This is a genomic window from Ruminococcus sp. 8Y-12 (genome assembly GCF_058119865.1).
This window is the reverse complement of the sequence record NZ_CM176623.1, coordinates 907,820-934,039: the sequence shown is the minus strand read 5'-3', so window position 1 is coordinate 934,039 and position 26,220 is coordinate 907,820. Positions and strand designations below refer to the sequence as shown.

Here is a 26,220-nt window from a genome sequence, read left to right as displayed (position 1 = left end):
TTCGTAAATTGAAAAACCAGAAGAGGACCCTGACCACAGGACAGCTTGCAAAGCTGCATAAAATCAACAACCGGACACTGCACTATTATGACTCCATAGGACTGTTTTCCCCCAACGAAACCGGGGAGAACGGTTACCGGTACTATACCCTGGAGCAGATCGCGGACCTGGAACTGATCCTGGCCTTTCGGGAGCTTGGGATGTCTATTGAGGAGATAAAGGCAGCAATCAGTGGGAATGTGGATGACACGAACCGGATCGTGGAGGATAAGATATCAGAGATTGACAAGAAAATGGAAAATCTTCTGAATATGAAACAGCTGCTTGAGGAAAAGAGGCAGCTGGCGGTGTTGTCAAAGGAGAGCAAAAGAGATGAGATACAGAGAGTCACCTATCCGGATGAGGAGTTTGTCCTGAGCAGCCCCCTGTCAGGGGCGTCGGATGAGAAATACTATATGGTTCTTGCGGAGCTGATTCAGAGGGAAGGGTATTACCGCCTGTACAATCACAATTACGGGATTATGCTCTCCAGTGAGAAGATTCGCAATGAGATGTATGAGGACTATGATTACTTTTATATCAAACCATATGACAGTGAGGGAAAGGTACTAAACCTGCGCCCCGCAGGCACGTATCTGCGCATTGTCTGCAATGGGGACTGGGACAAGACTCCCTGTGCCTACAGGAAGATAAGGCAGTATGCAAATCAACATGACCTGGAGCTTGTGGGATATGCTTATGAGAGAGGGCTGAACGAGACTCTGAGCACGAACATGGACAGCTATGTAACAGAGATCATTGTGAGATATAAAGAAGGGGAAAAATAGGGGAGGGAGCCAAAAAAGCTCCCTCCCTGTCACATAGACCGCCCCTTGCTGGCCTAAAGGGGAGAAGAAAGGCCACGTTCTACATAACAATTTAAATATAGCATGCAAGTATAGGATTGTAAACCGTAATTGTGCATGTGTTCTTAATTATCTGTAATATTTGTTACTATGAAAGTGTGAACAGTAACAAATATTCAAGAGAGCAAAAAGGTTTCGCTTTAATGGGGGCATTTTGCATAGGAATAACTGTTAATATAAGTACCTAAAATAGTTGCGCCGCATTTTGTACATCTTTTTCCATTGTATTGTTTTATTGTACAGCCTCCACTGGAATTTTTTACATGTCTATTGATAATTCCGCTTACATAGTTGTGTGAGCATGTACTTTTGGCAGTGATTTGATTTGATATTACAGCGTGAGGGATATTATCAGGCCCTATAAATACACTGCCGGACTCAGAGTAGTCAATGGTGATGTCATCATGTTCCAGAGGATTGGCAGCAACACCATCCGGCACAAAAAAGAAATCTTCATTATTTACAATGTAATCATCAGGAGTCTCTGATGAAATAATTTCTTCTGCTGGCGGTTCATAGGCTAATACAGACATGGTACAGGACATCAGAATCATAATCACGGCTGTGGATGTTAACAATTTCTTGATTTTTGTGCTTTTCTTCACATTTTTCATAATCAATATCCTCGCTCTTAGCATTTTTTTGGTACTGGAGAACCGCTGGACAAACAGAGGTTTACTCACCATATCTTCTTCCTTTACTGTCTCCTTTGAAACGGACATATTTACCAGAAGTGTAGCATAATAAATCCTGTCTTCTTCTGAAACCCCTTCCAATACCATCTCGTCACAGGCATATTCACACAACTGTCTAATTTTTATGTAGAGTAAATACACGAAAGGATTGTACCAGTGAATAATGAGTGTCAAAATACAGACAAGTTTAAGCAGTACATCCCTGTTTTTAACATGACATAATTCGTGTCGGTAAAGAAATTCGCGCTCTCTGGGTGTGAACTCTTTAGACGGAAAAATAATTTTTGGATGGAGCACTCCGGAAGTTATGGGAGTCTGTATAAATGGATTTTTAAAAATTTTGATATTGTGTGTACTCTTTGGGACAACCGCATCTTTCGAAGAAATCACTTTCTCAAAAACAGCATCCTCCATAGGAAAGGAAAATGATTTGATTTTCTGCATCTCCCTGTGATATCGAAAGCATTGATATGTGAGACATATAATGAAGATACAGAGAGATACAGCTAAGAAAATCAATAGCGGTTTTGAGTAAAAATAATATTCATTGTTTCCTATCTGAACAGGCACTTTATCGGAACGCTTTACAAATGAAATACTGTAGACATCCATTGAACTGCTATCAAGTAAATTCAAAAAATCTAAGTAATTATATTTAAAGTACTGTAATGGCAACAGAAAAAATGCCAGAGCAATCTTATAAACTCTCAGCACATAGCGTCCGCCGGTTCTATTCAAAAATAAATGTTCAATACAAAGAGCAAATAGAAAAAGAAGCGTGCCACACAATGACATACTAAAAAGTAAACTCATACTATTTCTCTTTCCGGTTTATTAGCTCCAACAACTCATCAGCCTCCTCCTGGGTCAGAGTGTGATTGTCAGTAAAGGCTGAGACAAATTTTGAAAGTGATCCGTCGTAGCGTGCATTCAATACATTCTCAGCATAGTATTTTCGATAGGTATCTAAAGTGACGGCAGGAATATAGATCATCTTCCTGCGTGTTCCCTCTGCCCGTATAAACCCCTTTTCCATCAAAATGGTAATATGGGTATACAGGGTCTGGCGTTTCCAGGTTTTGTTCTGTGTAAGTGTAAAGTAGTCATAGATTTGCCGAAAAGTCAATCCGTCTTCATGTTCCCATAGGTAATTCATAATTTCTTCCGTTGTGTTTGTAAGATTCGTATTCAAAAGATCATCCCTTCTTTTTTAATAGATTTATAAATATAATAACTGTTCAGTACCTTCGCAGTTACATGCAAAAATCCATTTAAAATCACCTTTGGTGATGGAATTTTTGCACTCTTGAATGATTTTCTTACAGTCTGCACAGTAAAATGCGCACACCTGCTGAATAGTTACTAAATATATTCTATAACAAATAGGACACTATTGCAAGAGGAAGTTGAGAATTTGTTAATAAATATTCAATCTTAAAAACGTTAGTATAGCACTTGAAAAGTAAGACAAATAGCAGTATAATATATAATAATACAAATAATTAAAGGAAAGGAAAATTATTGTAACACATTTAAAGAGTGAGTTGTGAAATCACAGAAAGGGAAAACTATGAAGAAAAAAATATTTGAAAAGACAATGGCAGTCATATTAAGCGTATGTATGTTAGCCACCTCTGCGTCGTGGGATCAATTGCTGGTTAAAGCAGCAGATGAAATTGCAGAGACAGAACAAAGTATAGAACCGGATCAGGTTACTGCGGAAAATGAAATAACAGAGAAGCGGACCACAGATTCAACCGTATTTGATCTGGGCGGAAATAGAAAGATGGAGGTTTTTTATGGTGGAGATGTCCGGTTTGAGAAGGATGGAGGGGAATTAGTTGATTATGACCCCGCCTTGGTTCCGGTGGCCTCTGAGGAGAGCATAAATGGGGAGAGTCTGGATGGCTACGCATATGAAAACAGGGAAGGAGACAGTAAACAGTATCTGCCGGAAATCTTGTCTGAGACGACTCCGATCAAGATGGAAAAGGAAGGGTACAGCATCTCCTTTTATCCCATACAGGAATCAACGGGGTTGGAGAGCCAGGCGGACGCTGGAAATGTAACTCCATTGGGTAAGGAAATGCCCATTGCGGAGGAGGTTTCAGATCAGGACTCTTTAAATGAAAGTATGCCCATAGACGGGGAGCCTGAAGCAGACAATTCCGGAAGTGGCGGAGAGGTGCAGGGTTTATCCGCTGAGAAGGAGGCGGACGCGCTCCGGCCTGTGTCTATCGAAGATATGGAAAGCGTGGATCTGTACGGTGAGGAATCCAACCAGCCGTTAAAGGCAGTTTATGAAAACGAGGCGCAGACCTATCAGCTGGAGTACGAGTCCAGCGATATCGGAGTAAAGGAAAGCATTGTGCTGAATGAGATTCTGGAAAACAACCGTTTTTCCTTTGAATTTCATCTGCAGGGCATGGATATCAGGGAGAATCCCACGGATGAAGGCTTTACATTCTATGATAAAGTTACCGGAGATATGGTGGGAGGCATTGAGGCCCCCTTTATGAATGACGTCACGGGGGAAGCATATTCAGAAGACATAGTATGTGAGCTGGAGGAGAAAGAAGGTGTCGATGATACCTATATTCTGACGGTTATTCCGTCTGAAAACTATCTGAGGGATGAGAACAGAGCCTACCCGGTGACCATAGACCCCACGGTTACCTGGACGGGAACCAGTCAGATCAGAGATGTGTATGTGTGCGGCGGAAGTCCGGCTACCAATTATTACAGCAGCGGTGTAAAGACCATTTCTGTGGGGCGCAGCAGCAAGCAGGGACTGTACCGCACCTACATAAAGTTTATTGATATCCGGACTAAGCTGGCAGGAAAGTATGTGGAGAGCGCAACGCTGGATCTGTATGAGTCCGGTGGCGGTGTGGCCGGAGAATACGTCCGCGCTTACAGGACAAAGGACAGCTGGGAGGCTGCAAGCATCAACTGGAACAACAAACCTTCCTACAACACGGGCAGCTATTACGATCAGTTCAAAACAACGGGAAAGGCTGGAACAAAGCGCACACTGAATATCACGGAAAATGCCAGGCAGATGGCCAGAAATGACTTTCCGGGGCATGGTGTTATGCTGCGCGCAGCCACAGAAGGAACAGGAGGATTTTATACACAGTTTTACAATTCCAGATACGCAACCGCATCCCAGAGGCCAAAGCTGACGGTAGTCTATTACGATGCACCCACAAAGCCGGACAAGGTACAGACAAACGCAAATTATTACAAAAAAGGAAGTACAGTTCAGGTAACCTGGAGTGGTATATCCTCCAGAGCACTGGACCACGTGGAATACAGGCTGGTAAAGATGAATGACGCCACAGGTACGGAAGCGGGCGTGGTTATTGACTATAGCAGCAGTACGAAGATCGGCACAGCCGCGTCCGGAACAGCATCCATAGGGGGCAGCAATACCTGGGGAGAGGGCTGCTATCGCCTATGGGTGCGCGGTGTGGATAAAGGAGGAATCGCAGGGGCTGCCAGAAGCTGGAACTTCCATATCGACAGCACAGCGCCAGTAATCGGAAGCGTATCGCTTGACCACACCGGCTATACAGCCATCCGGAATCCCATCTTGAGCTGGAGCAGTGTATCGGATGTCCATCTCAAAGAGATACAGTACCAGGTGGGAAGCGGAGCCTACACAGCGGCAGGAAGCGGCGCAGCCGGAAGAGTGGAAATACCAGCTTCCAATTTTCCAAGTTCCGGAGTCTATACCATCCATGTCCGTGCGGTAGACTATGCGGGAAATATCAGCGCGGTGAAATCACTCACCTATCAGGTGGACATCACTCCGCCCACATTTGGGACAGTCACCACACAGCCCGCAGAAGGACAGTGGACAGAGAACGGGAATCCTATTATCTATTTTAGCAATATCACGGAACTACACAGTGGAATGGAAGCTTCCGGGGTAACGTATAATATAACACCCCAGGGGGAGAAACCGCAGACCTACAAAAATGCGGCAAATCTGCGCTTCACCTCTGCATCCAGCCCGTATGCCGGAAACTTTACCATGGACAGCACGGATCAGAACAAGCCGGACGGCGCGTACACCATCCACATCCGTCTTAAGGACAGGACCGATAATGCTGTCATAAAAGAAGTGTCTTACAAACGTGACAGGACAGCTCCCACAGGGACGCTCACCTACTCCCAGGACAAGACTGCGCTGCACGATACGGTTCAGATCACCGCGGCCTGCAGCGACGGAACCGGGAGCGGGATAAAGACCAGCAGCCTTATACTGCAGGACACATCCGGAAATAAGGTGGATACGGTATACAGTAACGTGACAACTGCGTCCGTCACAAAACCATTTAATACGCTGAATATTAAGAACGGTACGTATACATTGGTATTGACCGTTGAGGACAACGCAAACCACAAGACGACCAAAAGCGAGACTGTAAAAATTCAAAACCAGCTTCCGGCCCCAACCTTGACGGGAAGCAACCGGAATGACCGGACGGCGCAGATCCAGTGGAGTCTGCCCTCAAGCATCAATACTTTAAAAGCCATGGAAATCCAGATGAATGGCAGCAGCACCTGGAACCGAATTCCGAATTCCGGTAAAATGCAGGGGTATTATACCGTTACACTGCCTGCACAGGAAGGGGCTTATGATATAAAAGTGCGCGCGGTAGATACTACAGATTTCGCCGGCAGGGAAGCAACGGTAAAGTGCATTTATGACAGGACAAAGCCAATGGTTCTTCTCACAAGCCTTCAGCAGGGAGCGATGAGAGGGACCGCAATGGATGCATACCTGAAGATCTGGACCCTCCAGATGAAGGAGCAGGGACAGGAGGACAGCGCCTACAAGCGGGTGGGATTTGGAACGTCTAGCATAGAAAATGGCGTCCTGCAGACCATTGATATAGGAAGCAGAGACTATGAGGTTGGAAAGACATACCAGTTTCTGCTGAGTGTTGAAGATGTAGCGGGTAACTCACAGACCGCTCAGTATTCCTATACCAAGAAGGAGGGGGACAATACCTGGACGATTGTGGACCCAGTCTATGTGTTAGAGCAACCGGCTTATTTGCGGACGGGAGAATCTGAGTACTCCATACCCCAAAACACCAATTACCTGGAATTGAAAGCAAACAATGGCACAACGCCCAGGACCGTGGAATGGTATATTGACAATCAGAAGATCTCAGGAACCAATCAGCAGCCAGGCAGCCCGTGGATTTTGAATTTCGGAAACTTAAAGGGCAGCTATCCGGATGGGACAAAGCATACGATTATCGCCAGATGTACGGATGCGGCAGGAAAGGTAACCTACTCCGTACCGTCCTATCAGAATGCTTATAACAGAGAGCTGAACCTTACATCAAATAATGCAAAAACACTGGAGTTCGAGGAACCTCTGTCGGGATTTACCCTGGTAAGGGACGTACGGCCGGGAAGTTCTAATGTGAGATCCTTTTATGTAAAAGATGGAGGTTCCAACTGGATAGAGATAGAGGCAGGGAGAGAGTACCAGATCAGTGAGCTGTTTGCAAACAAACTGACCGTCAGCAGCCTGGCGGTGAAATACCAGGATAAGGTACCGCCCGTGGACACGGAAGCACTGCGGCTGGTGGGGAATACGGTGGAGCCGGAAAGCTTTAGGGTTTCGGAGATGGATAATTATGTTCCTATATCCGTAACGGCAGTCAGTAAACTAAATTATAAAACATATCTTACATGGGATAGAAACAAGACAGATAAAACCGAAGTAAAAATTCCGGATGACGTCAGCTATGAAATATACCGTGCATGCAGCAGAGACGAACTGTTGAATATGGAGAAGGCAACTGTTACAGGAATTAAAGATGATTACTACAGTGAACTGAACATAAATTACGGTGAGGATTTTTACTATAGAGTCAGAGCTGTCAGAAAAAAGAAGAATGTGCAGACGGGAAAAGACGAGACGGTATATAGCAGTTTTTCAAATGTCATCAGCACAAAAGTAGTGGATGGAGATGAGTATACTAAGCTATTAGGTTATAAGTCTTATTGGGAATATGAAAGCTTTGAAAATCCTGTTGGTACCGGATATGTAGAGAAAAGTCAGGGCAACTTTGTCTATACGCAGACAGATGCAGAGATAGAAAATGAAAAGCTGCCAGTGAAGATTGACCGGACGTACAACAGTCAGGCAAGCACGGTATCCTCATTGGGCTTAGGTTGGAATCATTCGTATGATATAGAACTATTAAATATAAACGAGGCAGATAAGCTGATAGACCGTAAAGCCCTGAGAGACGAGACAGGGACGATTTTCCTTTTCGAAAAACTGCAGGATGGGACGTATGCCTCCTCTATGGGAAGATACATTACTTTGAAGGCAGAGGAGAAAAAGGAGACAGTAGAGATACCAGCAAAAAATGGAAACAGCAAAATATCTAAGGAGATTGTAAGCAGTTATACTATGTTAACTAAAGACAATCTGGAATATAGATTCAATAGCGGTGGGCAATTGATTTATGTAAAAGAACCGAATGGGAGCTTTTTACTGCTTACTCACGACGGAAAGACCGGACGTTTATTAACAGCAGTCACAAATCAAAATCTTATGGTAACCTTTACTTATGAAATAGACGCTAAGGAGAAGGCAGACAAGATTGTAGAACAAGCCATAGAAGATCTGGAGCAAAACGGTAAGACATCTAAAGGGCCTATGCCGGTAGAAAATAAGGTAGTGGATATGACACAAGTTGCTAACAATAATGTAACGAACACAGGTGTCTCTGTGGAGGATGCTGTAAATAATCTGCTCCTTGTTCGAAAAATCAGTCTTCCGGATGGCTCAGATCTTCAGTATGAGTATGATGAACAGAATCATCTGAACAAAGTCGTACGAAGCGATGGAAAAACAAATGGTGAAAGTGTCAGCTATTTGTACGAGTATAATGGTCAGGGAAATCTATCTGTTATCAAGGACGCAAATGAAATTCCATATACGGTAGTTTATCAGGGCAAAAAGGTAAGTGAATTACTATATCCTATAACAGGCGGACAGAAAGAGTCAGTAAGGTTTGCATATGAAGATTTAAATAGTGGAGATTACGTTTCTTCTACGGTAATCCAAAAAGGTCTTAACGGGGTATATGGAAAAGGGGAGATGGTAAAATGCAACCGGTTTGGGAATATATTGTATCGAAAAGATATTCTTGGACTAGAGTCTTTTTACACATATGAAGATAATCTGCCCAAAACAAAAACATTTCAGGTTTATTATCAGGAATTAGTGGACGGCAAAGTGATTACAAAGTCAAAAACAAAAACAGAGGAAATCGTTTATGACCCTGACCAGAATATGAATCCGGTTATGGAACATAAGGAAAATGGAGGGGAGGTCACCTACGAATACGCAAATCAGATTAATGAGTATGTTGATGACTTGCCTACCAGAACTACTGAGGGATATGATGATGAAATATATGATGACGAGTACTATGATTATGATGAGTATGGAAACCTGATTTATGAGGAGGACCTTATAAGCGGCGATATTTCAGAGACATTTTATTATGATGAAGACAGTGAGTTCCCTGGTGAGGAAAAGGAGACAGTGGATAAGATAAAGGTGATTGGCGAGGACAATACCGAGGCTTATCTGACAACCACGACTAAGTATGAGTATGCCTATGACAAGGATGGTATAAAGACGGAGACTACTACAGTGACTATAGACGGGAAAAGTACAGTCTCGGTTGAAAGGTATGACACTATGGGAAGGCTGATCTATACGGATGATGGATCAGGCAATACGGTGACTTATACTTATGATTTTATGGGAAGAGAGGTTTTAGCTGAATATAACGAGAATGGCAAGAGGTCATCGGTTTCATATATCTATGACAAAAACGGCACATTAGTTCAGGAAACTAGCCAGGACGGAACAAAATTCATTTACAGCTATGACACCAGGAACCGGATCGTCCAGAAAAAACAGATTAAGGACACAAATCAACTCATATGGAAAACATCATATGATTATGAATGGAGTCAGGGAACAGAGAAAGAACTTCTATCTGTCTTGGAAAACGTGAGTCCGGGAGGGAGCACTGAAAAGACTTATACAAGTGCGGGTGGGTTAAGTGTGAAAGCAATTAAGGGTGGCTTAATGACCTGGAGTGAGTTTGATCCAGAGGGCAAGGTGATTGCCCAGCATATTTGTTCAGAAGACGGTTCAGAGGAAGGTACAGTTACTGTGAGCCTTTATGATGAAAATGGTAATGTAACCGCTTGTATTTTAAATCCGGGTGTGGATGCTGCAACAGGCGCATGGATGATATCAGATGATTCAGTTGTAACCAGTAGTACCTATGATGTCATGAACCATCAAACATCAAAAAAAGATGGGGAAGGGAATGTGGTAACGTATGTCTATGAGAACCTTAAGGCCCTAAAAGAAGTCAGGATAAATGACGGGACAGGTAATGACAATGTTACTACATTTGAAAATGATGTATTGGAGCCGGATGGAACCACTAGCTCTAAGACTACAGACGCAAATGGCAATGTGAGTAAAGAGTATTTTGATACCAGTGGAAATAAAATAAAGACATCTGACTTGGGAGATGGCAGCATAACTCCTATAACTACATTTTATGTATACGATAATAATGATAACGTGATAAGGGAGACTTATGCGGATGGAAACTATAAAGAATTCCAATATGACGAGAGAAGCCGCCTGAAACAGGAAGGGTGCTTTGATAAAAACGGTTCACAATCTCTGGAGACAAAATATACCTATACAGAGACAGATCAGATACTGGTCATCGAGGATTTCAAAATCAGTGGAGGGCAAAAGAAACGATATCACTATACAAACTATACATATGATGAAAATGATCAACTGACAGGTGTTGCAGAATATAATGGAGAGGATATTCCAAGTGAGGCCCAGCTTGCAGGGGGCAGGATTGCATATTCCTATGACTTGGATGGGCGTTTGACGGAAATCATATACCCACCTAACAGGAGAAAAGGGCTTAAAGGTCTCAAGTATGTGTATAATGAATATGGCTGGAAGACGGAAATTCTTGCTGTTCAGGAAAACGGTCAGGAAGAAATATTAAACAATTTTAGCTATACAGGAATAGGCAATTTGGATACAGAGATTGTTAATATAGGATTATTTGATACAGGCTCTAATAAAATAGTGTATAAGAAATATACTTATGATGTATTCTCCAGGATAAGCAAAATTGCTTACTATGACAGCCCAGAATTGACAAATTGTCTGGAATCTTATGAATACACATATGACAAAAATTCTCACATTTTGACGGAGAGTAAGTATTGCAATACGAAAGGAATGACGGAGGGAGAGAAAGTAGACGAGATCGTCCGCTATGATTACGATCCTCTTGGAAGAATAATAAAGGTTACAATCAATAACAAAAAAACAGGGAAAACGTCAGTAAATACTTATTCATATGATAAAGTAGGAAATAGAATAAGTGAAAAAAAGGACAACATAGAGACAGTTATGACGTATAATAGTCTTAACCAGATTGTAACGGCTGAGCAGAAAAAGGGAACAACACCAGAATCAAAATGTACCTATCATTATGATAAGAGAGGAAATCTTGTTCTGGAATTAGATGACTTGAACAATTTGCGCACAGAATCTGTTTATGATATTAAGAACCAGTTAGAAAGTCAGAAGATCTATAAAGACAACAAACTGTCAGTAACACAGGAAAATAAGTATAATGGGGAAGGGCAGAGAACAGAAACAAAGGTAAACGGTTCTGTCACCCATTATTACTACCAGGGCGCTACCGTATTTTTAACAGCAGATGAAAAAGATGATACCGTTGATCTTTACCTATTAAATGGTGAGAATAACGTAATAGCAGCCAAGCGCTGTAAAGATCAGTTGAATGGAGAATACTTTTTCTATAATAAGGATGTTAGAAATAGTACAACTGCAATTTTAAATTCAACAGGTACTATTGCACAAAGTTATCAATATGGAACATTTGGTGAGACAGAGGTATATGGTTCAGAAATCTTCACAGATTTTTGCTATACAGGAGGTATCTATGACAGCGCCACTGGTTTATATTATCTTAACGCCAGATATTATGACCCGGAAGACGGACGGTTTATTACCAGGGATACCTATAGGGGAGAAAAAAAGGAACCATCCAGCTTACATTTGTACTCGTACTGTGCAAATGATCCGGTGAATTTCTTGGATTTAAGCGGACATAATAAAAAATTTATAAAAGATCAGGGATACGGCGTGATGGTAGATGGTAAACGGATGGAGGATATACCGGTTGGAGCATTTGGGAATGTTGCTGATAATGGATGTGCGGCGATAGCTACCTATAATTTAATGATATTTCACGGATATAAGCCCACTTTTAAAACAGTATTAGATTCATTGGTGATTATGAGAGGAGGAAATAAAGCAGAACGTGCATGGAATGCAGTTGGGATAGGGGGAATTTTACCATTTACTGTAAAAAGATATTTAAAAAATTATTTTGAAGATGTGAAAAGCAAATTTTGGTGGGGATGGGAAAATATAGTAAAACGTTCCCGTGGGATTATTACTTTGTTTCAATGGCCTGGTAAGGGTAAAAGAATGCATTATGTTGCGGGGATTACAAAAGCGTCAGGAAAGAAGATTAAATTTTACAGTTCATTTCTTGACGACTATAAAAATAATTTTATATCTATATCTGAATATATGAGGCTTTTGAAAAAAGAAGGCTGTAAAAGGAAGTATATTATCAGTATAGGTAAGCGCAAAAAAGAAAGAGATTGCTTTCATTAAAACTGTGGTCTTTTATATTATTCGGGAGGGCAGATATCAGTTAAACTCTATGCGTGGTCTAAAATCATATGACCCTTTCGACATCTGCTCTTCTGCCTCTAGATGTAATATACGTATGGATTGTTTAAAAGCGCATATTATCAGATTAGCCGTTGTGTGCTGTAACTATACGAAGCCAAAGGAGATCAGAATGAGGAAGAGAATATTATTTTGTATCGTATCATGTTTAATTATATGCTGTATCGGATGCCAAAACAACGATTTTGGAGGCCGTCCTACTGATTATGGACCTGCACTTTGGATTTCAGAAGAACCATACATATGGTTTGAGGTGCAAGAAGAGGTAGAATACACCCGTGGGAATAATCCAATTGTAAAAGGAGAACTTACTATTGATGATGAAGTATATCCCTGCAGAGTTACTTTTAAGCCTGCGGGTGGTATTTGTTTTTATATGGAAAGTGATTGGGATGAAAAAAACAAAGTGATGCTTCTATCGTATGAGCAATTAATGATGGGAACTTGTAAATTTGGACCTGATAAGTTGGTTGTAGACGTTAATGAGGATATGGGACAGTACTACAACGGTGAAAGACTTACCTTCATAAGGGTGCCTCTTGAGAGTGATAGCAACAATTTAGAAACAGACAATGAAAGTAAATAGAGAGATAAAATACTTTCATTAAAAGTTTTATTTAAGGTAGTATAAAGTGAGATATGAATAAACCGTAACTTTCCGTTGGACTGACTAATTATATATTTTACTTATAGAAGCCTCGTCAAGGCTGGATTTAACGGATTTTCAGCCCGGCCTTGACAGGTTTTCCAACGTAAAATTTTGTTGCCCAAGCCAGAGTAAGTGGATGTAAAGGCTCATTGCCCCTGAAACTATTGATTTTACTGGGTTTGAGGCATAAAGGTATATAAATTTGACACTACCTAACAAAGTGGAAGGAGTTAGGATGAAAAAGAAATGGTTATATTTAATAGTATTATATGCTGCTCTCTGCTGCTGCGGATGCCAAAACAACAATTTTGGAGTCCGCCCTACTGATTATGGACCTGCACGTTGGATTTCAGAAAAACCATACATATGGTTTGAGGTGCAAGAAGAGGTAGAATACACCCGTGCGAATACTCCAATTGTAAAAGGAGAACTTACTATTGAGGATAAAGTATATCCTTGCAGAGTTACTTTTAACCCCGCAGATGGTATTTATTTTCTTATGGAAAGTGATTGGGATGAGACTACCAGAGTAATAAATGGGTCAGAAGAGGATTTAATAGTAGGTTACTGTAAATTTGGACCAGAAAAATTGATTGTAGATGTTGACGATGAAAGGGGTCAGTACTACAACGGTGAAAGACTTACCTTCATAAGGGTGCCTCTCGAGAGTGATAACACCAAATCGGAAACAGACAATGAAAGTAAATAGAGAGAGAAAAAATCTTATTTAAAAGGAGAGAGGATAAGTTATGAAAAGAATGAAAAAGATGATTCCGTTGCTTACTGTATTTATCATGGTATTCTTAACAGTGCCGATAAGCACCCAAGCCCAATCAAAAAAAGCAGCCGTAAACAAGACCATCAACACGTTTTTTACCAGTGCAAAGAGATTAAATTGTAAGAAGATGGAGAAGTGCTTTGTACCTGCAGGCGTGGTCATATTTGATGAACCAGCCAGTTTCTGCAATGTAATCAGACCATGGAGCAAGAAAATGACTTGGAAAATCAAGAGTTCAAAGATTTCTGGGGACAGAGCAGAAGCGACCGTGCAGGTACAGTATAGAAGTATTTCAAAGGCTTATTTTGAAATGTGGTTGAAGACATCGTATTATGAGGTAGAAGAACCCAAAAAGAGTCAGGCTAAAATAATTTGGCTGAAAAAGTATAAGATGAATTTATTACGTGAACGTTTAAAGAAGGTCAAACCGGATGAGATTACGTCCCGTCTTAAAATATCTTTACAAAAAAAGGACGGCAAATGGAAGATATCTCATGCTACAGATCGTTTGCTTAATGTGGTATATTGCGATTTGCTGCGAAAAGGAAAAAGTGAAGAAGAGTATGTAAAAGAGATTAAAGATATGATGGAAAAAGAACACGTATATTATCCAAAAGGAGAAAACGAGTTATGAATAGAATAAAAAAGATTATCCCACTGCTTGTTGTATTTATCATGGTATTTCTAATAGTTCCGGTAAGCACCCAGGCCCAATCCACAAAAACCAAAAAATCAGCCGTAAACAAGACCGTCAACACGTTTTTTACCAGTGCAAAGAAATTAAATTGTAAGAAGATGGAGAAGTGCTTTGTACCCGCTGGTGTGGTCATATTTGATGAGCGGGCCAGCCTCTGCAATGTAATCAGACCATGGAGCGGGAAACTGACCTGGAGGATAAAGAGCACAAAGATTAATGGGGATAAGGCAAAAGTGGCGGTACAGGCAAATTATATGAGTATTGCAAATGCTTATTTTGCAATGTGGTGGAAAACATCGTTTCTTGGAGTGGAAGCTCCCGAAAAGAACCCCGCTAAAGAGATTTGGCTAAAGAAATATAAGATGAAACTGTTAGGGAAATGTTTAAAGAAGTATACACCGGATAAAATCACTTCCAACCTTCAAATATCTTTACAGAGAAAAAATGGTAAATGGAAGATAACGAAAGCCACAGACCGTTTGTTAAACGTAGTATATTGTGATTTGTTTTTGAAAGGCAAAAGTGAAAAAGAGTATGATAAAGACTTTGACCATATTGCGGACAAGGTATATTGAAAACGGATGAGGGATCATTACGGAGGAAGGTGGCAGTATGAGAAAAAAGAAAAACAAACATACATTAAGAAACTATACAGAAAAGCAAAGATTTCTAGATAAAATAGACGAACAAGGCCGTGTTCCCAATGACGAAGAGCTGCGAACGATACTACGTCTCTGCAGCGATAAAAATGTATGCATACGTTTTGAGGCAGCGTCAGGGCTTGTCTATCGGTATACACCGGAGAGCGAGGATGTTTTGCTGCAAATGACCTATGACAAAAATATGCTGGTCAGGGTGGAGGCTGTGGATGCTCTCTGTATAGGACACAAAGTGGCCACACTGAAGCGGCTGGAGGAGCTGTTTCAGGGCACCAACTATCTGACCAGGGGGTATTCCATATTGTCCTTTTTTAGTGTTTGGCTTAATTGCTATGGGTACAACCGGGAGAGTGTAGCAGCCTATCTGGCAAAAACAGAAAAATACAGATGCAAGGAAGAGAATCTCTGGGTACTTAACCATTATGAAGAGAATCGATATCACGCTGGAATAAGAGAAGGCGCTGAGTTTTTGCTGCATAGGCTGCAAAGCTGCGATGGCAAAAACCTGAGGGAAATCAGTTCACTGCGCAGCTGTATAAGGAAAATAAGAAATGTTTGGAATCAGGAATGGATAGACAAGGGGCTAAAGGATAGTATACTCAATATGCCAGAGTCGGGCGTGGCGGCGAGGGAAATTTTGGAGGTGACGGAATCTTTTGCCTATCCGCAGATACTTTTCCTGGATCATACAAATACCGGGATCTCACAAGTGCTGGAATATCTGGGGAATGTAAAATATATGTTCCAATTTTTTTCAGCTGGCTTCGTTTTACGAGATGGCATCGAGCCCTGGGTCATTCATGCAGTGCAGGAGACTTATGGAGAAGATATAAGGAATTGGCAGTACCCCAAGCAGCAGGAGTTTCTTCAGGATTATCAGTTTATTGTGCCGCTGGGAGTTAAGATTCAAGAGAAACAATACCCTTTCCACAAGATTATCCGGAAATATGAGAATATGACAGAAGAGCAGATAACAATAGACCAAGGCCAAAGGATGGTTGATGAGTTGGTGGCGGAGATTTGTAAAGTATGTGCCGGGGAGGGGATTTGCTTAGATATGGAGGATATATTGGCTGATGATTAGCATGTTAACAGAGGGAAAGGATCATACGCTCTACTTAATAGCAATAAACAGATTCCAGAATATGATACTTTTGGGTTTATCGAAACACCCTTTGTCAATCACAGATCCCAAAGCCGAAGAACACTGGAGTATTGATTATGATTTCCACATTAACTGTATTTGGCGATTTAGGCAGGGGAGTAAAATGATTGCGGGATATCAGGATGTTTATACGGAAATTGACGAAGATGGAAATATTATTGATGACGATGAAACAGAAACGAGCAGCGACGATGAATTTGTGCGAAAGCGCACGCTGTTTGAGAAAATTATTTTTGGGGATGTTTACCCAGTTCTGCCATTAAAACTGTTGGAGGTTAACAAAAATGAGGTGGGAGATTTAAAAATAGTCTTTGAAAAAGGTTATTGTTTTGAGGCATTTACTACATATCCCAATGAGGGATACTATGATGAAGAGTATGAAGAATGGCATTTCATTGATGTTTTAAACGGCAAACATTATAGTTACCCTGAGGAAAAGAATAAAAAAATTTTGCTGGTAGATGAGACGAATACAGAGCTTTCACAGATACTTGAGCTGGTTTTGCAAGAAATTATGGTTGATGATATTACTGTATTTTCTGCGGGGCTAAATCCGGGGGCAAAGGTGACGGACAGGGTGGCTGCGATTGGAAAAGAGTGGTATGGAATGGATCTGACAAGTATACTTCATATTAATCACGTATGTAATTTGGAGGAGTACGATCATATTGTTCCTCTGGGAATCATTTTAAAAGAGGAGTTATGTTCATCAGAAAAGATGGTTACAATCTTCCAGGAATATTGCAGTTCGGGAAAGGAGTCTCAGAACGAGTTATACAATATGGGATGTAAAATCTGCGAAGCCATAGGGTGTGATTACAATGTAAATACATATCAGCATGAAAAGCAAAAGGAACAATTAGAACAAATTTCAACATTAAGAAGGGGTATTAAAATATTTTATAAAAGAACCTCAAGAAAAAATCTACTTAAAGGAGAAGAAGAAGTTTGAAAAGAATGAAAAAGACAATGACATTGCTGGTTATATTTATCATGGTATCTTTGGCGTTGCCGGTAAGTGCCCAGGCCCAATCAAGAAAAGCAGCCGTAAATAAGACTGTCAACACATTTTTTGCCAATGCAGGAAAACTAAATAGCAAGAAAATGAATAAGTGTTTTGTATCTAAAGGCGTTCTCATCTTTGACGCTCCTGCTGGCCTGCGTAAGGAGCTTAGGCCATATAGTAAGAATCTGTCCTGGAAAATTAAAAGTACCCGGATTACTGGAAATAAGGCAAAAGTGAGAGTAAGGGTAAAGTATAGAAGCCTCTCAAAAGCTTACTTAGCCACTCTTTTTACAGTGGTGGAATCGGAGGAGGGTTCTAAGAAAGATTCAGTGTATTTAATGTGGCTTAAAAAATATGCACAGGAAGCGTTCCGGAAGTTTGTAAAGCAATTTCCACCTGATGAAGTAACCGCCAATTTAAGTATATCTCTACAGAAAAAGAACGGAAAGTGGAAAATTACCGAAGCGGAGGACAGGCTTTTTAATGTAATTTACTGCGATTTGCTCTTACAAGGAAAAAGTCAAGAAGCTTATGAAAAGGAAGGAGAAGACATAGAGGAAAAGCTAAATAATTAAGGAGCAGGCTTTTCTAAAGCCATTCATACAGATCCAGAGGGAATGTGTGTACAATGAAGAAAAGATTTAAAAACTATACGCAAAAAGTAAAATTTATAGACTACATATCGGAAAACGATTATATACCCAATAAAAACGAGACTTAAAAACTATACGTTCTGGGACATGATAAGGATTCTCGTATTAGATTTGACGTGTCAGAAGCTTTGGAAATCTGGTATACTCCGGAAAATGAAAATTATCTGTTAAATATGACGCATGATAAAGATAGTCTGGTAAGGGTAGCTGCTGTTGATTCATTAAAAATAGGACGGACTTTAGAAACGCTTTCCCGACTTGAAAAATTATTTACAGATAGTTATTATGTGATCCGTGGATATGCGGCAACCTCCCACTTTAATGTGTGGGTAAACTGTTTTGGCTATAATGTAGAAAGTATGGAGAGTTATAGAAAAAAATGTGCAGATTTAAGGAATCAGAGAAAAACAAGTGGGTCGAGGCATCCTATGAGGAAACGGCTTATATTGCTGGTGATCAGGAAGGACTTCAAAATTTATTCCAAAAGATAAGAACCTATACGGGGGATGATTATCATGTATATAGCGCTCTGGTAAGTAGCATACAAAGACTTAGAAATATATGGAATGCGGCATGGATTAATAAAGAATTAGAAAATGCTTTAAATTATATATGTCCATGCTATCTCATCAATGAAATCCCGGAGTACATAAAAAGTATAGAAGATCCCAGGGTCCTTATTATAGATAATACGAATACAGGTGTATCACAATTGCTGGAATTCTTAGGGAGCTATCTGTATAATTATGATTTTTATTCGGCTGGTCTCCACCCTGGGAGTGAGATAAATTCCGAATTGGTTGAAGCAGTACAAGACAATTATTCGATCAATCTAAACAGATATCATTATCCAAAACAAATGAGCCGTGTTTGGGACAGGCAGTTTTTAGTGCCAATTGGAGTGACAATAGAAGATGAGCTTTTTCCGTGTCAAAAAATAATCCATACATTTGAGAGCATAGGGGAAGAAACGATTGCAATAGAGCAGGGGAAAGAAATTCTGAATAGATTAATGGATGTAATTTGCGAGGAATGTTCCCGGGAAGGAATCCAGGTTGACAGCAAATCTATATCTATTGAAAATTAGAATTGTGAAAGATAAGTGATTGTGAAATGAGAAAAGTTAATAATTTACAACTATCTACAATAGAAAAACAAATGGCGTTTTATGATTTTTCATCCTTTGACGCAGAAAATAAGGTTGTGATATACTTTGGAAGAGATCAGTTTTCTCTTGCTGATCCGGGGTATCATGTGAATGGCAAGGTGTTTTATCAAGAGCTATTTTGCATACAACTGTTTATTGCAAAACTGATGGACAAAATAGCGGATCAAGAATGTATAATCAGGAAATATCAAGATGAATGGGTAAAGAACAAGAGACGATCAAGGAAACTGTATAAAAGCTTAAAGCAAGCTCATATTCAAATAAGAAAAACTCCGGCGATAGAGATACATAAAAAATCCTCTGTAATACCGCTGTTTGTAGAATCTATCGTTAAATACAATACTTTTGCAGAGTTTGTTTTTGCGGAGGAAAAAATAGTGTTGTCTCCAACGGATCATATGGACGTTTTTATATGTTTTGAAAATGCTGAGGTATTAGACAAAATAGAAGAAACAATTAATGAGTGTAATCAAACAGCCGGAAAGGATTATGTTATAATGGTCCACCGACATAACGAGAAATTTTTGAGGTAGTTACAGATGAGAGTAAAAGTAGATATAATGTTGCAGATTGATTTAAAGAAGCACGATGAGAGGTGTATTAAAATTGAGAACCTGATGAAAGAACGGGGGATTAGGGAGGAGAGCATAGAGTATTCACTGAAAAGTTACTATCTGCAGGTTTACCAGCATGATCCTCTGTTCCGTGAGATTTTGCTCATATACAAAGAGATCGTGGATGAGGAGAAGCTTTATGAACCAGCCAAAAAGGATGAGGAGAGCAAACGGTTCTGGGAATTATATAATGAACAAAATGATAAACTGGAAAAGATGTTAAGTGCAGGTGAAGATGAAGAAGTAATGTTTGATTTGCTGCAGACTTACGGCGAGAAAATGGGAGATACTTTAGGTAAAAAGGTAGACGTAGGGAACCCCGAGGAGGACAGGATAAATGGATGCCAGATTTATATAATGGGGCACAATCCGGAGTATACAGAGGAAGAGTTGAACGATGCAATAGGGTACACGATCAAAGGAGATATGGAGTATGAAGTTGCTGACGACGAGGATGAATTTTTGGAGTGGTGCGATGCGTGCAGGAGATGCACAGAACAAAAAGGGTCTTATATACTGAACAGCAATCTAAGAATAAAATGGGCCGGGCAGAAAAAGAGAGTGTTTTCGTCGGATGATGGACTGGCAACCTTTGTAACGGTATCAATGTACAAGTATTTGCGGGAGAACGAAATTTCACCCGAAAATTTTCGCCCGGCGTATTTTGACCATAAAAAGAAAAGACTGGCAGGATATCAGTTCATTGGGAGCAATATATTACCGGAAGGCAGTTACTCAGATTCGTTGATAGAAACGAAGGAAAACTGCAAGAAGTGTGGCAGGAGGCTTGTACAAAAGGATTCCAAGGATATCGAACAGCAATATTTTCACAATGCATACATAGATTGTGAAAAAGTTGATAAACTGGGTGATGTCAATGTGGCAAGGCATGAACTGGCGTTCCGAGATCAAAAATTGATCTTTAGCCGTAAGATGTTAGATTTATTGAGAAGGGCAGACAAACATATTTTGTGGACACCGGTGTTTCCTTTATCTGTAAAAGAAGTATTGGAGCGTAATGAGCATCTTTTTGACATCACACAGTCTTCGGAGGGCGCGGCGGGAGTGTTTCGAATTAATGCAGAACATTTCAGATGGATCAGTGGCAGCCAAGATGATCCCGAGGATCGGTGTCTCCATGGAGATGTGACGGCTGTTATCGGGGAAGAAAAGTTTTATTATGAGGCAACTGTGAGTGCATGTGCCCTCTATCTATTGAAAACGTTGACAGAAAATCATATCATAGACACGGATTGTAAACTGATTCCATGCTGCGGTCATTTAATCATGTCAAATGAGGTCCTCTCCAATGTTACAATAATAGGGTGCGACAATGGCATTGATTGGTCGGTTCTGCATGAAGATGACCAGGTAAGGTTAATCACAGAGAGCGGCAGAGAGACACGTGTCGCGCTCCCAGAGTATAAAGCGGAGGTTTATAAATTTGCGGATAAAGTCGAAGCGTTTTATAATAGATGTACACCAAAGGATTTGTCCAGAAATGAATTTGACAGAGACGGGTATATTGCTTTTTGGAATGAATGGCACAGGCGCAGGGGTGAGGCATAGATTTTGCCGGATGCTGCACAGGACATAGAGAGCGTTTCAACTGAAATTTTGCTTATCTTTTGTCGAAATTTGTCAAACTTTAATGGATTTACAAAACTGGAAATGTATGCTATATTATAAATATCCCTTCGATGTTATGTGTCTGTGGTCGCTATCTCCCCTTGGATCACAGGATATACAAACGCATAACATTAATGAAAAGAAGATACAATCAACATTCTTTTTTCCAAAACATATTACACATTACTTAAATAATATGGCCTTTCGGGGCCATATTATTTTTTGTAAAAACAGTTTTATGAACAGCGGGCCTGACGTTTACAAAGTACCCTCTTGCGTGTTAAGATAAAGCTATAGAGAAAGCGGCCACAGGAAGGACGAATATATGAGAGTTTTGATATTATCCTGCAACACAGGAGAGGGGCACAATTCAGCGGGGAAAGCGGTGGCGGAGGCAGTTGTTGAATCTGGCCATGAGTCGGTAATGCTGGATATTATGCTGCTGTCCGGAAAAAAGACCTCCACGGCAGTGGGAGGGGCTTATGTGGGTATTGTGAAGCATGCGCCAGGATTTTTTAAACTGCTCTATCGGCTGGGAGGTCTGATTTCTTCGCCCAAGAGAAAATCTCCTGTATACTATGCCAATTCGCTGATGGTAAAACACCTGCAGCGGTTTCTTAGGGAAAATCATTTTGACATTATTGTGACACCGCATCTGTTTGCGGCGGAGACACTGACTTGCATGATGAAAAAGGGACTTCTTGAGCAAAAGACCGTGTCCATAGCCACGGACTATACCTGCATCCCTTTTTTTGAGGAGACAGAATGTGATTACTGCATTGTACCCCACAGAGATCTGATTCATGAGTACGCAGCAAAGGGAATGAAGAGAGAACGGCTTCTCCCCTATGGGATACCGGTTCGCGCAAGGTTTTTGGATCGGGAGCAGAAGAGGGAGGCGCGCAGAAAATGTCATCTCCCGGAGGATAAACCGGCATTTTTGGTGATGAGCGGGAGTATGGGATTTGGGAAAATTCATCTCTTTGTGGCGAGGCTGGCTCTGAAATGCGAGCGGGGAGAACAGATCGTGATCATCTGCGGGAACAATAAAAAATTGGAATACATACTCAAAAAGGAATTTCGCTGGAATGAAAATATCCATATTTTGGGGTATACGGAGAGAGTGTCTTTGTACATGGATGCCTGCGATGTGATATTTACAAAGCCGGGCGGACTCACCAGCACAGAGGCTGCAGTTAAAAATATTGCCATGGTTCACACCACACCTATCCCCGGGTGTGAGACAAAAAACAGAAATTTTTTTACACAGAGAAAAATGTCCTACGCCTCCGATACCATTAAGGACCAGATCAATGCGGGGATGAAGCTGATGGATCATGAGGAACTGAGAGAGAAAATGCGGGAGGCACAGAGGCATAACTGCAATCCGAATGCAGCCAGGCAGATTGCGGACCTTTTGCTTAAGCTGTGCGGTGAGGAGCGAAAATAATGGGATATTTTTTATTTATCATTTTCGGTTATCTGTCGGGCAGCATTCTGTTTGCCCGGCTAATACCTAAATTCTTCTGCCATATTGATGTATGTGAGATCAGTGAGGATCACAACCCCGGAACCTTCAATGTTTTTCGCCATGTGGGTGTGGGACTGGGCATTTTGGTCATATTGCTGGAACTTGCCAAGGGGTTTGTGCCTGTGTTTTTGGCTGGAAGGTGTCTGGATATGGAGCGGGCAGTCTTTGGGCTGGTACTTGCGGCTCCTGTGCTGGGACATGGATGGCCGCTATGGGACCTGAAAGGCGGAGGCAAATCCATTGCGGTCTCCTTTGGAGTACTTTTAGGACTCTTTCCCCAGTGCGGCCCTGTTATTATGCTGGCTGTCTTCTATCTTTTGTTTTCCCTTGTGATCGTGATTGGACCTCATTTCTTCCGGTCTGTGATTACATACCTCTTTCTATGTGGATACAGCGTGATGCGCGTGGAAATCCCCGGGATTTTGGTGGGCGTGGTATTGATCTCGCTGATTGTGGTGGCGCGCCATATGCTCAAATACCAAGGGGAACAGCTGCAGGTGAGGCTGTGCAGGCAGAAAGAAAATATTTGAAGAGATCGGAAAAGTACCTCTTGATTTAATTTATTAAACGGGTTTTGCAAATTTTGTAAGACCTGTTTTTTTTGTGAAAATCTATTGACAAAAGAGAAAACTCGTGGTTAAATTAACATATGAACAGTTATTCATATGTTTCGATAAATAAAAATGTTGTAGTATAAATTATTTCGGAAAACAGGAGGTATTGATATGAAGGAGAGAAGATATCCGCTGGAACATCAGCATGATGATACATGCGGCTGTGGACACGATCATGGACATAATGACGCACATGAGTGGGAAACGGACGGGAACAGCGCCCAGGGGCACTCGGAAGAATGTGGCTGCGGTCATCATCACGGCGAGGAGGATGAAGAGGAGAAGCATCACGGCCACGCACATGATCATCACGTGGGAGAGGCCTGCGGGTGCGGCGGAGAACATGGGAACCTCGCACATGACTCCCACGAAGACCGACACACACAGGCTGCGAGAGGCAGGAGCTTCAGCGGTGCTCCCAGACATGTTTTTATCCTGGAGAATCTGGACTGTGCCAACTGTGCGGCCAAGATGGAGGCTAAGATCAACCAGCTGCCGGGAGTGCAGGAAGCCACGATTACCTTTGCCACCAAGCAGCTTCGTCTGTATGCGGCGGACGGTGCAGCGATGCTGCCGGCCATTCAGGATATATGCAGCTCAATTGAGTCGGAAGTTGTAGTGAAGAAAAAAGAGACTGCGCCAGCGGGGAAAGCGGTGAGCCGGGAGGGACGGCAGGAGGATGTTAAAAACAGGATGTCGGAGGAGACAAAGTCCCTGATTGAGATCATCATAGGTGCTGTGCTCTTTGCGGCTGGGAAAATCCTGGAGTACCTGGGGGTTGGAACAGTGATCACCCTTCCCATAAACATTGTAGCCTATTTGATCCTGGGTGGAAAGATTGTGCTGACCGCGGCCAGAAATCTGGTAAAAGGCCGGATATTTGACGAAAACTTTTTGATGAGTATTGCAACGCTTGGCGCCTTTGCCATCCAGAAGTATCCGGAGGCGGTTGGAGTAATGCTTTTCTTCCGGATCGGTGAGTATTTTGAACACCGCGCAGTGGAAAAGAGCCGTTCCCAGATCATGGATGCAGTGGATATGAGACCGGAGACGGTTAATCTGGTGACAGGAAAAGAAATTGAAGTGATTTCAGCAGAGGAGGCCAGGGTGGGGGATGTGCTTCTGATACGGCCCGGCGACCGGATTCCTCTGGACGGAAGGATCGTGGAAGGAGTTAGCCGTATTGACACCTCACCGGTGACTGGTGAACCTGTTCCTGTGAAAGCCTCTGTGGGGGATGAGGTCATCTCGGGCTGTGTGAATACTTCCGGGCAGCTGCGTATGCGCGTGGAAAAGCCTCTGGAAGAATCCATGGTTACCCGGATTTTGGACTCTGTGGAAAATGCGGCGGCCAGCAAGCCTAAGATGGAGCGTTTTATCACGCGTTTTGCAAGAATCTACACCCCCATCGTGGTGACTTTGGCAGCGGCAACTGCAATACTTCCGTCTCTGGTCACGGGAGATTGGAATTATTGGGTTTACACAGCCCTCACATTCCTGGTTATGAGCTGCCCCTGCGCGCTTGTGCTGAGTGTTCCGCTGGCCTTTTTCTCCGGAATCGGCGCTGGCTCCAAGAAGGGGATTCTCTTTAAGGGAGGAGTGGCTCTGGAGTCCATGAGCAGCATAAAGGCAGTGGTAATGGATAAGACGGGTACCATCACGGAAGGAAATTTTGTATTGCAGAAGGTGGTCCCCACCGGAAAATGGACGGAGGAGGAACTCTTAAGGATTTGCGCAAGCTGTGAGCAGAATTCCACGCATCCCATCGGAAACAGCATTGTAACAGCTGCTAAGGAGAGGGGACTGAAACTGGATGACTCATCCGCCCTGGAGGAGACCGCGGGCCATGGTATCTCGGCAAAGCTTTTGGGCAGCCGGATTCTCTGCGGAAACCAGAAATTGATGGAAAAGAATGGCGTTCAAGTGAAGAACATCCAAAACGGCATCTTTGGTGCAGAGGTGTTGGTGGCCATAGACGGAGAGTTCGCCGGATACTTGGTGATCGCCGACACGGTCAAGAAGGATGCAAAGAGCGCGATTGGAAGGCTGAAGAGACAAAACATTGTGACAGCCATGCTGACAGGTGATGCTAAGAATAGTGCCATGGCAGTTGCCAGAGAGACAGGAGTTGACGAGGTATACGCCAAGCTTCTTCCCCAGGATAAGCTCTCTGAGCTCACAAAGATCCGGGAAAACAGAGGTGCTGTCATGTTTGTGGGAGATGGAATCAATGATGCCCCGGTTCTTGCGGGAGCGGATGTGGGAGCAGCCATGGGAAGCGGGGCGGATGCAGCTATAGAGGCAGCGGATGTGGTATTTATGACGTCCAGCATGGAAGCGATCCCCCAATCCCTGGAAATCGCCAGGGCCAGCAGCAGGATTTCCAAACAAAATGTAATCTTTGCCCTGGCGGTGAAAATAGCGGTTATGATCTTAGGTCTCATCGGTTATGCTTCCATGTGGATGGCAGTGTTTGCGGATACAGGGGTAGCTTTGATCTGTGTGTTGAATTCAATCCGCATATTATATAAGAATAAGTGATTTTAGGGGCGTTTTA

At 42.0% G+C, this 26,220-nt stretch carries 17 protein-coding genes and 1 pseudogene; 15 read left to right on the top strand and 3 right to left on the bottom strand.

The features are described from left to right. Positions 1–8 precede the first annotated feature (8 nt). Positions 9–827 (top strand): MerR family transcriptional regulator, encoded by an 819-nt coding sequence (locus AC0THY_RS03345; protein WP_489993056.1) that lies wholly within the window; start codon positions 9–11, stop codon positions 825–827. Between the two features lie 218 nt (positions 828–1,045). Here the strand turns inward: AC0THY_RS03345 and AC0THY_RS03340 are convergent, their stop codons facing one another. From AC0THY_RS03340 to AC0THY_RS03330, 3 genes and pseudogenes are all read right to left on the bottom strand, one after another. Continuing rightward, positions 1,046–1,519 (bottom strand): hypothetical protein, encoded by a 474-nt coding sequence (locus AC0THY_RS03340; protein ID WP_489994230.1) that lies wholly within the window; start codon positions 1,517–1,519, stop codon positions 1,046–1,048. An 87-nt stretch (positions 1,520–1,606) separates the two neighbouring features. Continuing rightward, positions 1,607–2,395: pseudogene (locus tag AC0THY_RS03335) on the bottom strand (M56 family metallopeptidase); the annotation flags it as partial. A 19-nt stretch (positions 2,396–2,414) separates the two neighbouring features. Further along, the gene (locus tag AC0THY_RS03330) at positions 2,415–2,792 is read right to left on the bottom strand and encodes a BlaI/MecI/CopY family transcriptional regulator (RefSeq protein WP_489993055.1); all 378 of its coding nucleotides are present in this window, start codon (positions 2,790–2,792) and stop codon (positions 2,415–2,417) included. Positions 2,793–3,170: 378 nt separating this feature from the next. Between AC0THY_RS03330 and AC0THY_RS03325 the strand changes: the two genes are divergently transcribed. The 14 genes from AC0THY_RS03325 to AC0THY_RS03260 all read left to right on the top strand — a co-directional run bounded on the left by AC0THY_RS03325 (position 3,171) and on the right by AC0THY_RS03260 (position 26,204). Next, positions 3,171–12,422 carry a DNRLRE domain-containing protein gene (locus AC0THY_RS03325; protein ID WP_489993054.1) on the top strand — a complete coding sequence of 3,084 codons (9,252 nt, stop codon included), beginning with the start codon at positions 3,171–3,173 and terminating at the stop codon, positions 12,420–12,422. A gap of 190 nt (positions 12,423–12,612) precedes the next feature. Further along, the gene (locus AC0THY_RS03320) at positions 12,613–13,086 is read left to right on the top strand and encodes a hypothetical protein (protein ID WP_489993053.1); all 474 of its coding nucleotides are present in this window, start codon (positions 12,613–12,615) and stop codon (positions 13,084–13,086) included. Between the two features lie 298 nt (positions 13,087–13,384). After that, positions 13,385–13,858 (top strand): hypothetical protein, encoded by a 474-nt coding sequence (locus AC0THY_RS03315; RefSeq protein WP_489993052.1) that lies wholly within the window; start codon positions 13,385–13,387, stop codon positions 13,856–13,858. 40 nt (positions 13,859–13,898) lie between these two features. Then, on the top strand, positions 13,899–14,561 hold the full coding sequence (locus AC0THY_RS03310) for a hypothetical protein (RefSeq protein WP_489993051.1): 663 nt from the start codon (positions 13,899–13,901) through the stop codon (positions 14,559–14,561). Continuing rightward, positions 14,558–15,199, top strand: a complete 642-nt coding sequence (locus AC0THY_RS03305; RefSeq protein ID WP_489993050.1) for a hypothetical protein — start codon at positions 14,558–14,560, stop codon at positions 15,197–15,199. Before AC0THY_RS03310 ends, AC0THY_RS03305 begins: the two co-directional genes overlap by 4 nt. A gap of 37 nt (positions 15,200–15,236) precedes the next feature. After that, on the top strand, positions 15,237–16,367 hold the full coding sequence (locus AC0THY_RS03300) for a HEAT repeat domain-containing protein (protein WP_489993049.1): 1,131 nt from the start codon (positions 15,237–15,239) through the stop codon (positions 16,365–16,367). Continuing rightward, complete coding sequence (locus tag AC0THY_RS03295; protein ID WP_489993048.1) at positions 16,360–17,400, top strand: hypothetical protein; 1,041 nt, start codon at positions 16,360–16,362, stop codon at positions 17,398–17,400. The genes AC0THY_RS03300 and AC0THY_RS03295 overlap by 8 nt, the downstream gene beginning before the upstream one ends. After that, positions 17,397–18,029, top strand: coding sequence for a hypothetical protein (locus AC0THY_RS03290; protein WP_489993047.1), 633 nt, complete (start codon positions 17,397–17,399; stop codon positions 18,027–18,029). Before AC0THY_RS03295 ends, AC0THY_RS03290 begins: the two co-directional genes overlap by 4 nt. 457 nt (positions 18,030–18,486) lie before the next feature. Beyond that, positions 18,487–19,194, top strand: a complete 708-nt coding sequence (locus tag AC0THY_RS03285; protein WP_489993046.1) for a hypothetical protein — start codon at positions 18,487–18,489, stop codon at positions 19,192–19,194. Between the two features lie 26 nt (positions 19,195–19,220). Continuing rightward, positions 19,221–19,808: a hypothetical protein gene (locus tag AC0THY_RS03280; RefSeq protein WP_489993045.1), complete on the top strand. Its 588-nt coding sequence runs from the start codon at positions 19,221–19,223 to the stop codon at positions 19,806–19,808. A gap of 6 nt (positions 19,809–19,814) precedes the next feature. Further along, a complete protein-coding gene (locus AC0THY_RS03275) occupies positions 19,815–21,458 on the top strand; it encodes a hypothetical protein (RefSeq protein WP_489993044.1) in 1,644 nt (547 codons plus the stop codon). 385 nt (positions 21,459–21,843) lie between these two features. Next, positions 21,844–22,968 carry an MGDG synthase family glycosyltransferase gene (locus AC0THY_RS03270; protein ID WP_489993043.1) on the top strand — a complete coding sequence of 375 codons (1,125 nt, stop codon included), beginning with the start codon at positions 21,844–21,846 and terminating at the stop codon, positions 22,966–22,968. After that, positions 22,968–23,579 carry a glycerol-3-phosphate acyltransferase gene (locus AC0THY_RS03265; RefSeq protein ID WP_489993042.1) on the top strand — a complete coding sequence of 204 codons (612 nt, stop codon included), beginning with the start codon at positions 22,968–22,970 and terminating at the stop codon, positions 23,577–23,579. The genes AC0THY_RS03270 and AC0THY_RS03265 overlap by 1 nt, the downstream gene beginning before the upstream one ends. Positions 23,580–23,774: 195 nt before the next feature. Then, positions 23,775–26,204 (top strand): heavy metal translocating P-type ATPase, encoded by a 2,430-nt coding sequence (locus AC0THY_RS03260; protein ID WP_489993041.1) that lies wholly within the window; start codon positions 23,775–23,777, stop codon positions 26,202–26,204. Positions 26,205–26,220: the final 16 nt, after the last annotated feature.

Excerpts from the sequence above, each read along its gene's own strand:
- AC0THY_RS03340 (WP_489994230.1), bottom strand. The coding sequence starts at position 1,519 with ATGAAAAATGTGAAGAAAAGCACAAAAATCAAGAAATTGTTAACATCC.
- AC0THY_RS03325 (WP_489993054.1), top strand. The coding sequence starts at position 3,171 with ATGAAGAAAAAAATATTTGAAAAGACAATGGCAGTCATATTAAGCGTA.
- AC0THY_RS03320 (WP_489993053.1), top strand. The coding sequence starts at position 12,613 with ATGAGGAAGAGAATATTATTTTGTATCGTATCATGTTTAATTATATGC.
- AC0THY_RS03315 (WP_489993052.1), top strand. The coding sequence starts at position 13,385 with ATGAAAAAGAAATGGTTATATTTAATAGTATTATATGCTGCTCTCTGC.
- AC0THY_RS03310 (WP_489993051.1), top strand. The coding sequence starts at position 13,899 with ATGAAAAGAATGAAAAAGATGATTCCGTTGCTTACTGTATTTATCATG.
- AC0THY_RS03305 (WP_489993050.1), top strand. The coding sequence starts at position 14,558 with ATGAATAGAATAAAAAAGATTATCCCACTGCTTGTTGTATTTATCATG.
- AC0THY_RS03300 (WP_489993049.1), top strand. The coding sequence starts at position 15,237 with ATGAGAAAAAAGAAAAACAAACATACATTAAGAAACTATACAGAAAAG.
- AC0THY_RS03295 (WP_489993048.1), top strand. The coding sequence starts at position 16,360 with ATGATTAGCATGTTAACAGAGGGAAAGGATCATACGCTCTACTTAATA.
- AC0THY_RS03285 (WP_489993046.1), top strand. The coding sequence starts at position 18,487 with ATGTGCAGATTTAAGGAATCAGAGAAAAACAAGTGGGTCGAGGCATCC.
- AC0THY_RS03280 (WP_489993045.1), top strand. The coding sequence starts at position 19,221 with ATGAGAAAAGTTAATAATTTACAACTATCTACAATAGAAAAACAAATG.
- AC0THY_RS03275 (WP_489993044.1), top strand. The coding sequence starts at position 19,815 with ATGAGAGTAAAAGTAGATATAATGTTGCAGATTGATTTAAAGAAGCAC.
- AC0THY_RS03270 (WP_489993043.1), top strand. The coding sequence starts at position 21,844 with ATGAGAGTTTTGATATTATCCTGCAACACAGGAGAGGGGCACAATTCA.
- AC0THY_RS03265 (WP_489993042.1), top strand. The coding sequence starts at position 22,968 with ATGGGATATTTTTTATTTATCATTTTCGGTTATCTGTCGGGCAGCATT.
- AC0THY_RS03260 (WP_489993041.1), top strand. The coding sequence starts at position 23,775 with ATGAAGGAGAGAAGATATCCGCTGGAACATCAGCATGATGATACATGC.